Raw genomic sequence first — 12,914 nt, forward strand, 5'->3', positions numbered from 1 at the left:
ATGCGGAGCCCCGCCCCTTCCCGACGCGCCTTTCTAAAAGCCGCCGCCGCGGCAGGCGCGCTCATCGTGTTCGCCCGGCAGGCGTCTCCGGCCACCGCTTCCACACCTGCGGGCTTCAAAGGCGAAATCGGCCCGTTCGTGCGCGTGAATGCCGATAATAGTGTCGTTATCGGCGCCCACGTGCCCGACATGGGCCAGGGCACGTTCACCTCGCTGCCGATGCTGATCGCCGAGGAGCTCGACGTCTCCTTCGACCGGGTGACCGTCGAGCCTATGCCGCTGCTGCTCGCCAGGAACGAGAAAGGCCAGGTGCGCTCCTATGTCGGTGCCGGCCAGACAACGGCCGGCGGATCGAACAGCGTGCGCGTGGGCTATATGCCGTTGCGCAAGGCCGGTGCCCGCGCACGCCGCATGATCCTTGAAGCGGCGGCCGAGCAATGGGCACTGCCCGTCGAAACACTGACGACAAAGGATGGCATGGTCTCCCATGCCGCCTCCGGCCGGCGGTCGACCTATGGCGCGCTCGCGGCGGCCGCATCCCGGCGGCCCGACCCCCAGGGCGACCTGCCGCTCAAGGACCCGAAGGACTTCACCATCATCGGGAAGCCCCAGCGCCACCGCGATGCCGACCGCATCGTCCGCGGTGAGCCGCTTTTCGGCATCGACGCCGAGATGCCCGGCATGCTGCATGCCGTGATCGCACGCTCGCCCTATCTTTTCGGAACGGCCGCGAAAATCGATGACACCGCCGCCCGGGCGGTTCCAGGCGTGCTTGACCTGGTACCGATCCGCGGCTTGCGGCCCGAAGACCAGCTGCCGCCGGTCCAGCCCCTCTCGATACCGCTTGCCGATGGCATCGCGGTCGTCGCCGACAGCCTGTGGGCGGCGATCAAGGGGCGGGACGCGCTCATCATCGAATGGCACCGGGGGCCCGGCGAAGCCGCCAATGAGGACAGCGCCGCCGCCTATCGCGAAACCTGGGCGAAGATGGAACAGGGTGACGGCGCCATGGTGCGGCAGGACGGCGACTTCGACACAGTCGCCGCGACGGCCAGCCGGGTCATCGAGGCGCGCTATGAATCCGCGATGGTGGCACATGCCTGCATGGAACCGCCCAATGCGCTGGTTGCGGTGTCGTCCGATGGCACACATGCCAGTGCGATCGTGACAACCCAGGCGCCGGACATGGCGGCATCCGTCATCTCGCGCGTCACGGGGGTCGATCCGCTCAAGGTCGATGTAAAATTGGCACGTCTCGGCGGCGGGTTCGGACGGAAGTTCGACCAGGACATGGTCGCCGAGGCAGCGCTGATCGCCAAGGCGCTACGCCGGCCCATACGGCTGGTATGGACGCGGGAAGACGACATCTGCCACGATCTCTACCGGCCGGGCGCCTGCCATCTGATGCAGGCCGCGATCGACGGTGACGGCAAGCTGTCGGGCTGGCGGCACAAGCTGGCCACACATTCACGCACGGCCTTTTCCAGGGGCGTGCCACCACAGCTCATCGAATATTATCCCGACGGATTTCCGGCCCATCATGTTCCCAATCTCCGGGTCGATTATTATCCGCTGCCCTCGGCGGCCCCGCGCGGCTCCTGGCGCGCGCCCGGGCACAATGTGAACTGCTTTGCCATCGAATGCTTCCTTGACGAGATCGCCTTCGCACTTGGCCGTGATCCGGTCGAATATCGGCTCGAACTCATCGGGCCGGGCCGCAAGCTCGACTATCTCTATCTGCCGGGCATGCCGCCGCGGGTCTTCGATACCGCGCGTCTGGCAAATGTCATTCGACTGGCGGCCGGGAAGAGCGGCTGGGGCCAGCCGCTGCCGAAAGGCCACGGACGCGGCATCGCCGCCAACTTCACGTTCGAGACCTATGCGGCCGAAATCGTCGAGGTCGCCTTTGTCGATGGCAAACTGACTGTCGAGCGCGTGACGGCAGCGGTCGATGCCGGGCGGATCATCAATCCCAACGGCGCCCGGGCACAGATCGAGGGCAGCATCCAGGACGCGCTGTCGGCGGCACTGGGGCAGGTGATCACCATCACGGACGGGCAGGTCGAACAGTCGAACTTCGACAGCTACAACATGATGCGGATCGACCGGGCCGCCCGGCGCATCGATGTGCATTTCATGGGAAATGACGAGCCGCCGACCGGTTTGGGCGAACCGGGCGTACCGCCACTGGCACCGGCCCTTTCAAACGCGATCTTCGCCGCCTCTGGCCGGCGGATAAGGCACACCCCGATGCTGAAGGGTTTGGAAGGTTAGACCACCTGTCGTTTAGCCAGGGCGGCGAAGGCGCCGCCCTGTTCCATCAGCTGCGCATAGGTGCCGCTTTCCACCAGACGCCCGCGATCCATGACAAAGATCCGATCGGCCTCGATGATGGTGGACAGGCGATGCGCGATCACGATCCGCGTCGCCTTCAACTCCCGCAGGCTTTGGGTGACGATGGCCTGGGTCGTATTGTCCAGGGCGCTGGTCGCCTCGTCGAACAGCAGGATACGTGGGCGGGCGGCGAGGGCGCGGGCGATCATCAGGCGCTGCTTCTGTCCGCCGGAAATGACGCCGGCCCCCTCGGCAATCACCGTGTGCATACCCATGGGCATGGCACGGATATCCTGGTCCAGCCCCGCCAGCCGCGCCGCCTCCCAGGCATCATCCACCGTCAGGCGCGGGGTGGAACCGATGATGTTGGCGAACAGGGGACCGGGGATCAGCTTGCCATTTTGCAGCACCACCCCCAGCTGCCGTCGCACCGCGCCCAGATCAAGCCCCACAAGGTCCTGGCCGTCATAATAGATGGCGCCGCCCTGCGGTTGCTCGAAGCCCAGCAACAGGCGGAACAGCGTGGATTTGCCGGACCCGGACGCACCGACGATGGCAACGAATTCCCCCGGCTGAATGCGCAGCGAGACATCGTCCAGCGTCAGCGGACCGGACGGTGCGTACCGGAAACTGACATGGCTGATATCGACAGCACCGGTGAAGAGCCGCGGAGCCGCCTGGACATGGTTGGGTTCGGGCATGGCCTGCAGCAGGGGCTTCAGGCGTTCATAGAGCGGTGCCGCGCTCAGCGCGCTGGTCATGGCCATGGTCATGGCCAGGGTCGCGGCGAAGAACTGGCTGAAGGCGGCATTGAAGGCGGCGAACGCCCCGGTGCCGAGCGGTGCGAAGGATGCCACCGCCGCGAACAGGCAGAGCGAGGCGATGACCACATAGCCTGCATTGAACACCTCCAGCCGGTTGACCAGACGCTGCACGCCGAAGCTCAGGGTCTTCTGCCGCGCGAACCGCGTCGCCCAGAGCGAAAAGGCCCGCCTCTCGCCGCCATTGGCCCGCAGCTTGGCCACACCGGTCAGCAGTTGGAAAACCCGACTGGCCAGATCGCCCTGCACGGCCACCATCTGCCGTTCCAGCCGCAGCCGCAGCAGATTGATCAGCACCGCCACCGCAACCCCGCCGCCGACCAGCACACCGACCAGCAAACCCAGGCGCCAGTCCACCGTGAACAGGAAGGCGAAGCTGGCCAGGCTGAATATCCAGCTGACAAGTGCCGTCTGGGCGGCGGCACTGATGACATGCAGGATCTGGGTGGCGCCGAATATCCGCTGTGTCAGGTCACCGGCGGCGAAGGTCCGGAAAAACGGGGCCGGCAGCCGCAGCACCCTTTGCATGACCGCCGCCTGCACGGTGATGGCGGCCCGCGCATCCACCCGCAGCAGGGCGATGGCTCGGGTCAGTTCAAAGGCACCGACACCCAGGGTCGCCGTCAGCAGCAGCAGCATGAACTGCGCCAGGCTGCCCGGTTCCCCCGCCGGAATGACAGTGCTGATCACCGCCCCGGTCGCCATCGGCACTCCCAGGCCCAGTATCCCGCCCAGCATGCCCAGCAGCAGAAGGCGGGCGATATCGCGATCGCTGCCGCGAAGCGCGAAACGCACCAGCCCCATCAGGCTGACCGGCTCGTCCGGCAGAGGACGGTAGAACATGAAGGCCTGCTGTTCCAACCCAGCCGCTTGTTCGGCATCCAGGCGCACCCGCGTACCCGTGGCGGGGTCCCACAGCCACAGATCCCCACGGGCGGAAGGCAACAGGGCCACGGCCTCCCCGTCCTTGCGGAAGGCCAGCAAGGGCACGGCATTTTCCCGCCACCACCCTTCCCCCGCCAGCGAAACCACGCGCCAGGCCGCACCCGCCTGCCGGGCGAGGATTTCCAGGCGCTGGTCGGAATCCTCGGCCGCCGGGGCGGCAATGTCGGCATGGATGCCAATAGCCCGGAATATCTGCTGACAGGCATCGACCATCGCATCACCCGTCCGTGGAAGGGTGGTGGCATCGCTATCCGGCCCGGTCAGAACCTGGGCAAGATCGGCGATGGCGGTGGCGAACATCCGGCGATCGGCCCGTGTCTTGTCCAGCAGACGGCGGGCCGGCGCCTTGTCCGGCGTCGGAACGATCTCAAGGGCGGCTTCGGAAGCGGGCGTGTCATTCATTGGCCGGTGCCGATCAGGCTGCGATAATGACCGTCGCGGGCCATGAGCTGGTCATGGGTTCCGCGTTCGGCGATGCGGCCGCGATCCATGACGATGATCTCGTCGCAATCGCGGACGGTGGACAGACGGTGGGCCACGATCAGGCAGGCGCAGCCGCGCCGGCGCAGGTTTCCGTCAATGGCCGCTTCGGTCACGGGGTCCAGGGCGGCCGTCGCCTCGTCCAGCACCAGCACGCGCGGCCGGCCGGCGAGCGCCCGGGCGATCTCCAGCCGCTGGCGCTCCCCGCCGCTGAAATTGACGCCCGCCTCCTCCACCGGGGCGTCATAGCCGCCGGTCCAGGCGGCGATGACGTCGTGGATGACGGCATCCCGCGCGGCATTGACCATGTCCTCCTGCGGCAGGGTGGCGTCCCACAGGCTGAGATTGTCGCGGATGGTGCCCGCGAACAGATAGATATCCTGATCCACACTGCCGATCGTGGCGTGCAGCCGGTCGCGGTCGATCTCCTCGCGGGGAATGCCATCCAGCAGCACCTGCCCCGCCCACGGCGTCAGCACGCCGGTGACCAGCCGGGCCACGGTCGACTTGCCGCTGCCCGACCCGCCGACCAGGGCGACGCGCCGACCCGGCTCCAGCGTCAGGTTGAAATCCTCGATCAGGGGCGGTTCCAGCCGGCTGTACCCGAAGCGCAGGCCATGCAGCTCCAGATGCCCTTGCAGTTCCTCCGTATGGCTTCCCCCCGCCGCCGATCCGGCATCGATGGGAAAATCCAGGACATCGTCCAGGCGGGCCATGTCGCCCTGGGCCTCCTGCAACTTGCCTGCCAGGCCCATCAGATTGGTCACCGGCTGGGTGAAACCGGACATCAGTCCCTGGAACGCCACCAGCATGCCGATGGACATGTCGCCATCGATGACCCGCAGGCCGCCCAGCCCCAGGATGGCGACCGCGGCCAGCGCGTTCAGCACGCCCGGCAGCACCGTCAGCAGACGGGTGTTCAATTCCAGCTTCTGCTCACCGCTGATCACCTTGGCCAGCTGGCCCGACCAGCGGGCGAAGAAATCCCCCTCGCCGCCGGTGGCCTTCAGGGTCTCGATGGTTTCCACCCCGCCCATGGTGACCGCCATCAGCTTGCCCCGGTCCTGCAACAGCCGGAAACTGTCGTCCCGCCGCTTGCGCGCGATGGCCCGCAGGACCAGCAGATTCAACGCGGTGATGACCACGCCGACCAGGGCCAGCCCGACATCGTATGTCGCCATGATGGCGGCATAGAAGATCACCGACAGGACATTGACCGCGTTGGTGGCCAGGTCGCCGGCCAGCAGCTGGGCCACGCGATCATTGGCCGCGACGCGGACGCTGATATCGCCCACGTAACGCTGATTGAAGAACGCCACTGGCAGACGCAGCACATGCCAGAAGAAGACGGCCGAGGATTGCAGCGACAACCGCATTTCCAACCGCAGCAGCTGCGACTGCTGCAGGGATGTCAGCAGCATACGCATGCCGGCGGTGGCCAGCATGCCGATCAGCAGGGGGGCCAGCCAGCCGTCCAGCCGCTTGATCAGGATTTCATCGATGAATACCTGGGTGAACATCGGCAGCGCCAGCCCCGGCAGCACCAGGGCCAGCGTGGCGATGACCACGAAGGCGAAGGCCGTGCGCACACCCTTCAGCCTCGATGACAGGGCCCTGGCCAGGCTGGGCTCATGACCGCCTTTGGTGAATTGCGGCCCCGGCTCCATCGCCAATGTGACGCCCGTATAACCGTCGCTGAACTCCGCATCCGTCACCCGGCGGGGGCCGGCGGCCGGATCGTTGAGATGGACGATACCGGGGCCGAACCCTTCCACCACCAGGAAATGGTTGAAGTTCCAGAAGACGATGGCGGGCAGGGCCGCCTCGCGCAGTTGCGCGATGTCATAGCGCTTGCCGCCGGCGATCAGGCCATAGGTACGGGCGGCCTTCACGATATTGCTGGCCTTGCTGCCATCGCGGGAGACGCCGCAGGCCGCCCGCAATTCCTCCAGCGAAACATGACGGCCGTAATGCGCCAGGATGATGGCCAGACTGGCGGCACCACACTCCACCGCCTCCATCTGCAGGATCGTGGGCGTCCGGACCCGGCGCCTGGGCGCGGCCGGGGCCATCAATTGCGCCCGCCATCATCGAGGAAGGGAAACAGCAGGGCGATCGGCCGCCGGTTCTCCAGCACGAAGCTGCCGGTACACAAGGTGCCGCTGCTGATCTCCAGCGCCTCGCCCTCCGGTGAGGACCAGCGATAGCGGCCCGGTGCGTCCGCGTCGGGGATCAGGTCCACCTCGACGGCGATGGGGGCACCGTCGGGCGCCAGCTCATCCACCAGCGCCGGATTGGGCACCAGGGCCAGCATGCCCGCCCTGGTGGCGGGATATTTGGAAACCGACCGTATCCGCCCCAGCATATAGCCATCGCGTTCACGCAGACTGGTGACCGGCGAGACTTCGGTGAGCATGCCCGGCCGCAACAGCTTGGCATTGCTGCCTGGCGGCAGGTACAGCACGACGCGCAGCGGCGACTCCCCGTATTCCACGCTCAGAATGGGGTCCCCCGGCTTCACCGGATGGCCGTTGGTGGCCATGACCTCCACCACCTCGCCATCCTGATCGCTGACCAGGGACTGATCCAGGGCCGCCTCGAACCGCATCCGGTCCAGCTCCCGCCGCGCTTCTGCCAGGCTGGCCCGCGCCTCCGCCCCCGAAGCCAGGGCCAGGTCGCGCACATAGGCCTCGGCCGACGCGATATGCTGTTCCAGGGTAGGGTTGACGACCCGTCCCAGCACCTCGCCCTTGCTGATATGCTGACCCGGCGTGAGCTGTGGCAGATCGACCAGGATGCCCGGGATGCCGGCCACGATGTTGAACGTGCCGCCATCATGGATCAGCACGCCGCGACCGGACATGCGCGACGGCAGGGTGCCGAAGACGCTCCAGACCACGACCGCCGCCAGGATGGCGACCATAGTCCACAGCGCGATCCAGGTCCGGGCCGGCGTGATCCGGACGAGCTGATCCAGCTGTTCGGGCGAGGAAAGCCCGTCCTGCGCCGCCTGCCTGAAAATCGGATTATGCATCGCGCCCCTTCATCACCCTTTGTCCCGACCGTCAGGCACAGGCAGCAGCAGCGGGTTCCAGATGCCGCCATCCCAGCGAGGATAGCAGCGCATGCATGGCCCCGTTGCCCGGATAATCATCCATGCCGCCGATGATCCGGCCGGTGTTGAATGCCTCCCGCGCGATGATGGCCCGATCGCACGCGGGCAGCGTCGCGATGAATTCCAGGCTTTCCGCGACATGGTGGATGTCGGTGCCGACGGCGCTGTGGACCCGCAGGCAACGGGTGGCGTTGACCCCGGCCGGCAGGGCGCCTTCCACCTCGGCGACAACCTCGGCCGTGACGTTCAAGCTGGTGCGTTCCAGCGCATAGGCGTAGCCCAGGACGGCCACCGGCTCGTCGGATTCCGCCAGCGCCTGCTGGCGTCCGGCCAAGGCCATTGCCGCCGCCGGCTGGCATTGTTCGACGAACGCCTCTGCCGGCAGGTCCAGCGCCTCGATATCCCGCCAGGCCAGGATGTCGTGCCCCGTTTCCTCCTCCGCGACATGGCGGCAATAATCGGCAAGGGCGACCTGCCCCCGGTCTTCCAGCCGCTGGGCCGCGCGGCGCATGGCCCCCGGCGTGGCGCCCGTGGTGCGCCACGCGGACGCCAGGCCGTGGATATAGCGCAACAGGACGTCACGCCCGGCGGAAGATGGCCGGACCATCGTTGCCACCGAAAGGCCGGCATAAAGGGCGCCGGACATCAGCTGCCGGGTCGATGCCGCATCGCCTTCCGGCGACAGGGTCTCGGCCGGATGGTCCTGCCATGGCGAGAGATGATGCAGGCGGAACCGTTTCACCGACGCTTCAAGCAGCAGGCCGCCGGGCAGGAAGAGCCTTTCCGTGAAGTCAGCCAAGATACTCTCCCTATATGAAGATCGGGACGGGGTTCAGGTCGGCCTCGGCCAGGGGGCGGTCCAGCCAGCCCATGCGCATGGGAACGTCGTAGAGCCGCCCCGGCGCGAACCGCGCCCAGAAATGCCGCAGACCCGGTACCACCACCTTGACCACCGGCAGGCCCAGTTCTTCGCGTGTCTGGTCCAGCACCAGCATCTCCAGGCCGGCACGATCCAGGATGGACAGGCAATGATGGATGTCCGTCAGGAAATCGCCGCTGTGCTGCACGGGGAAATCGTCCCGCCGCGCGGGAACCTGACCGGGGTCGGGCGCCAGATAGGGCTGGTTCGCCAGCGTCGCGGTGCGCAGCCAGTGCAGCGTTTCCTCATCCTCCAGCTTGCCCTCGGCCTCGCCCGAAGACAGTCCCAGCATCTGGTTCATCTCGGCATAGGCGCGCTGCAGGGCGATGCGGGCATCCAGATGGCAGCCCAACCCGAACAGAACCCTTTCCTGCGGCTGGTCCACGGCACGTGACAGCGCGACGAACACGGGAATGCCAAGGTCGGTCGTCAGGTCCAGCGCCCAGGTTTCCCGTCCATGCTTCTCCCGGTAATGCGCGGCGATGCGCGGCAGATAGGGATCGTCGAAGCTTGCGGTATCGACGCCGCGCCGCCGCAGGCGGTTGTACCACCACAGCGCCACGCCATCGCGTTCCACCAGTTCGAAGAAGCCCTGCAGCAGGGCCTCCTCCCTTGTGTTGCCGGCAGCATTGCCATTGGAACAGCCCACGGCATGGAATTCCGGGCTGTCGCGTCCGCCATCGACCCCATAATAGACCAGTTGCGTGGGCAGATATTTGTGCCGCTTCCCGCTCAGCGACCAGAGCGGCGTCCAATCGATGGCCAGATCATCCGGCAGGGGCATGGGGGTGATGTTGAAGACCGAGCCCTTGGCATTCTGCGCCTCGCGGTCGGCGAACTGGGCGTCGCTGTAACCCATGACGGTGTTGGGGTGGATGGCCTCCCCTGCCTCCCAGTCCTTCCAGGCCCGCCGGACACGTACCTCGTCCCCCGCGATCTCGCCGCTGCAGCGCTCCAGCGCCTCGCACAGGGCGCTGACCTTGGCCTGTGCTTCCGACACGCCCTTGCCCGCCGCGGCGCTGCGCAGATTGCGCTTCAGGTCGCGCAAGCACCGGATGGGCCGCGCGGCGTTGAACCCGGCGGCATAGACATGGGCCAGGGTCTCCCCCGGCGGGGTCACCGGCTGCACCATGCCGACCAATCCCGTTATGGGGCTGACGAGATGGTGGAAGGCGGCCAGCGTCGCCTCCGGTGCGACAATGCGATGGCCGCCATCCGCCTGGAACGCCGCCCGGCCGGCGCTCAGTTCGAAGGGCCGGGCCGCGGGTGCCGCCGGACGACCGCAGGCGGAACATAGCGGATTGCGCGTCAGGATGTGGGTCTGCTGGGCCTGGGTGACCCAATCCCGGCTGATCACGCGACCACCCATGCCGCTGGGCAGGCCGGCCAGGATCAGGGCAGCCTCCAGGGCAACCGCATGGCATGTGGCGGCATGGGCAACGGCCAGCCCGACCCTGGGTGTCAGACAGCCCGTCTCCCCTGGACCTGCGTCGCCCAACCTGGCGACCGCGAAATTATGGACGGCGCGGTTGCGGGACAAACGGCGTTGCAGGCACTGCCAGCAGCCGGTGGTCCCCGGCTGGAAATACGGGCCCAGCCATTGTTCGCGTCCGCCGGCCCGCGCCAGCAGCCAGGACCGCCCCGCCGTCAGTGCGGCATCGTTGATATCCTTCAGCTCCGGCCGCAGATAATCGTCGGCCAGAACGATCCACAGATCCGCGCGCTCGGGCGCCACTTCGGTCAGGGCGGCGACGGCCAGGGCCGCATGCAGGGGGGCCGCACCCACCTCCCCCACCGTCAGGACGGCCACATGCCGGGTGATGTGCGCGTCCTGGACAGCGCCTGCATCGGCACCCACGGCATGCCAGAAGCCGGCAATGGCGGGGGGCACGTCTGGTGCCGGCGGGGCGAGATGCCCCAGCGCCTCCATCCGGCCCAGGGCGAAATAGACGCGCGCCACCTCCACCTGTCCAGCCAGCGCATCCACGATCTCGTCGGCCGTACGCCGGCCGTCGATCAGGGGCACCAGCTTCTCGTACACGGCGCCATGCAGCACCTTGCCGCCATCATCGGTCAAAAGCATGACGCCTTCACCGGGAATGACGACCGCGCGCAGATGCGCCTTCAGGGCGGGGATGCTCAACATGAAGACAGGGCCGCTATTGGAACAGGGGGGATCAGAACAGCGGCGCACAGGCCGAATGGGCGGCAAGATCGAAACCGCCGGTGACCAGATCCAGTTCCTCATCGGCCAGATCAACCGGCCGGGCGGGCAACACCAGGGTATAGGCGGTGGCGGTATTTTCCACGACGCTGACGGTCAGGCCGGCCGGCATTTCCATCCCCTCCTCCGTCAGCACGGCCATGGGGTCGGCCATCAGCCTGGCCTTGAACCCCTCATCGCTCCAGGCCTTGGCGACGATCCTGCCATAGGCTGCGGCCTTCTCATCATGGGTCATCGCACAGCCCTTCCGGTATCAAGGTGTTTGTAATCGACAATTGCCAAGGCCCTTTCCGACGTCACTGGATATGCCGTCGGAAAGGGCCTTGGACGGGTACTGTACCTTAGAAACAATTACACAAATTGCATATCGCGGTTATGCCACCCGCAGCGGTATCCAGATCATCATCGGACAGATCGGTCGGTCGGGCCGGCAGGACCAGCGTACGCAAACTGCTGGTATCCTCCACCACGGAAACGACGATCCCGGCGGGAATTGCCAGGCCTTCGGCCTTCAGCACAGCGGTCGGATCGGCCAGCAGACGGGCCTTGAACCCCTCGTCGGCCCAGGCCTTGGCGATGATCCGGCCGGTGATCTTGGCGCTCTCTTCGTTCATCTTTCTCTACCTCTGCTATGGTTTGGATGGGCGGGACCGATGCCTTATACCAACCTGCGATGAGTGATACTCATCGCAGGTTGGTTGGCGCCCTTGGCGCCTGAGGGGCTGCATTGGCCAGGACCGCAGGTTCTGGTCAATGCAGCTACGTATTAAAGCGCCGAAAGAGGCCGGCACCAGCAGGCGACCCCGCCACCATCGACGGAATCCAGCTCATCATCGGACAGGTCGGTGGGCCGGGCCGGCAGGACGAGGGTGCGGGTGGTGCTGGTCTCCTCCACCACGCGCACGGCGATCCCGGCCGGGATCTCCAGCCCCTCCGCCTTCAGCACGGCGGCCGGATCGGCCAGCAGCCGGGCCTTGAATCCGTCATCGGCCCAGGCCTTGGCAATGATCTTGCTGGCGGCCTTGTCGTTCGCTTCATTCATCATCACAGCTTTCCTTGGTCGCGTGATCGTCCGTTCGGACAGGGTGAGGATTGTCGAAGTGCAGGGCATCCCGCCAGCGCGGCCGACCGATACCGTCGACACCCCGGGACCGGAAGGAAACACCCTCCACCGCTAAAGCTTTGGAAAGGGCCGCCTTTTACCTCGGCACCAGACCACGGGTGTCCTGATGGCTGATCTCGCGTGAGAGTATTTACGGGGTCGGATACTGTCTGTAGAACAATCGCGTGACACTGGTTGTCGTCCATTTTTCGGCAGTGCAGCATGCAAGTCGCCAGCCCCGCCCCGGCTCCCCTCTCCGTCGCAATCGTCGAGGACGATGCGGGGTTTCAGGAGGCGCTGGCACGGGCCGTTCAAGCCGCTCCCGACATGATGCTGTCGGGCGCGGCCGCCAGTTGCGCGCAAGCGGTGCGGATGCTGGACGGGCCGCCGACTGATGTGCTGCTGGTCGATCTGGACCTGCCCGACGGTTCCGGCGTCGATATCATCCGCGCTGCCACGCAGCGGTGGCCGGAATGCAACATCATGGTCTGTTCCAGCTTCAACGATGAGGCGCATGTCATGCGCTCGATCCAAGCCGGGGCCGCCGGCTATCTGCTGAAGGACAGCACCCCGGACCGCATCATCGACGAAATCCGTAATCTGGCCGCAGGTGGCAGCCCGATCAGCCCGATCATCGCCCGGCAGATCCTGCTGCGTTTCCGGCAACGCGGGGTGGATGCCCCCCCGATCGATGTCGGCGGGACGGTTGTGCGGCAGGAAACGTCGTCATTGCTTTCCCCGCGTGAGAAGGAGGTACTGGACCTCATCACCAAAGGCTTCACGACGGTAGAGGTCGCCCGGCTGCTGCAATTGTCGCATTTCACGGTCCGGACCTTCGTACGGCGCATCTACGGCAAACTGGAGGTCACCTCCAAGGCCGAAGCCATTTATGAGGCCAGGATCCTGGGCCTGCTGGACGGCTGACAACTGGCAATCAGGCCCGAGAGGTACCTGCCTCACGCTGCGGCTGCCGC

General features: G+C 66.5%; 10 protein-coding genes. 2 read left to right on the forward strand and 8 right to left on the reverse strand.

Annotation, left to right across the window (positions count from 1 at the left end; all coding sequences use genetic code 11):
* Window positions 1-2,274, forward strand: coding sequence for a molybdopterin cofactor-binding domain-containing protein (locus ACM9HJ_RS06215; protein WP_416570836.1), 2,274 nt, complete (start codon window positions 1-3; stop codon window positions 2,272-2,274).
* Here ACM9HJ_RS06215 and ACM9HJ_RS06220 read toward each other — a convergent pair.
* The 8 genes from ACM9HJ_RS06220 to ACM9HJ_RS06255 form a co-directional block, all read right to left on the reverse strand.
* The gene (locus ACM9HJ_RS06220) at window positions 2,271-4,502 is read right to left on the reverse strand and encodes an NHLP bacteriocin export ABC transporter permease/ATPase subunit (RefSeq protein ID WP_416570837.1); all 2,232 of its coding nucleotides are present in this window, start codon (window positions 4,500-4,502) and stop codon (window positions 2,271-2,273) included. The genes ACM9HJ_RS06215 and ACM9HJ_RS06220 overlap by 4 nt on opposite strands.
* Window positions 4,499-6,652: an NHLP family bacteriocin export ABC transporter peptidase/permease/ATPase subunit gene (locus tag ACM9HJ_RS06225; protein WP_416570838.1), complete on the reverse strand. Its 2,154-nt coding sequence runs from the start codon at window positions 6,650-6,652 to the stop codon at window positions 4,499-4,501. The genes ACM9HJ_RS06220 and ACM9HJ_RS06225 overlap by 4 nt, the downstream gene beginning before the upstream one ends.
* Window positions 6,652-7,614, reverse strand: coding sequence for an NHLP bacteriocin system secretion protein (locus ACM9HJ_RS06230; RefSeq protein WP_416570839.1), 963 nt, complete (start codon window positions 7,612-7,614; stop codon window positions 6,652-6,654). The genes ACM9HJ_RS06225 and ACM9HJ_RS06230 overlap by 1 nt, the downstream gene beginning before the upstream one ends.
* Window positions 7,615-7,645: 31 nt before the next feature.
* Window positions 7,646-8,494: a hypothetical protein gene (locus ACM9HJ_RS06235; RefSeq protein WP_416570840.1), complete on the reverse strand. Its 849-nt coding sequence runs from the start codon at window positions 8,492-8,494 to the stop codon at window positions 7,646-7,648.
* Between the two features lie 10 nt (window positions 8,495-8,504).
* Complete coding sequence (locus tag ACM9HJ_RS06240) at window positions 8,505-10,760, reverse strand: TOMM precursor leader peptide-binding protein (RefSeq protein ID WP_416570841.1); 2,256 nt, start codon at window positions 10,758-10,760, stop codon at window positions 8,505-8,507.
* 31 nt (window positions 10,761-10,791) lie between these two features.
* Entirely contained in the window at window positions 10,792-11,073 is a 282-nt protein-coding gene (locus ACM9HJ_RS06245; protein WP_416570842.1) for an NHLP leader peptide family RiPP precursor, read from the reverse strand.
* A gap of 106 nt (window positions 11,074-11,179) precedes the next feature.
* Window positions 11,180-11,452, reverse strand: a complete 273-nt coding sequence (locus tag ACM9HJ_RS06250; RefSeq protein ID WP_416570843.1) for an NHLP leader peptide family RiPP precursor — start codon at window positions 11,450-11,452, stop codon at window positions 11,180-11,182.
* 152 nt (window positions 11,453-11,604) lie between these two features.
* Window positions 11,605-11,883, reverse strand: coding sequence for an NHLP leader peptide family RiPP precursor (locus ACM9HJ_RS06255; RefSeq protein WP_416570844.1), 279 nt, complete (start codon window positions 11,881-11,883; stop codon window positions 11,605-11,607).
* Window positions 11,884-12,162: 279 nt separating this feature from the next.
* Here ACM9HJ_RS06255 and ACM9HJ_RS06260 point away from each other — a divergent pair, with 279 nt between their 5' ends.
* The gene (locus ACM9HJ_RS06260) at window positions 12,163-12,864 is read left to right on the forward strand and encodes a response regulator (RefSeq protein ID WP_416570845.1); all 702 of its coding nucleotides are present in this window, start codon (window positions 12,163-12,165) and stop codon (window positions 12,862-12,864) included.
* The last annotated feature ends 50 nt before the right edge of the window (window positions 12,865-12,914 follow it).

Origin of the sequence: Niveispirillum sp. KHB5.9, from assembly GCF_048066115.1 — a bacterium.
Taxonomy (GTDB): domain Bacteria; phylum Pseudomonadota; class Alphaproteobacteria; order Azospirillales; family Azospirillaceae; genus Niveispirillum.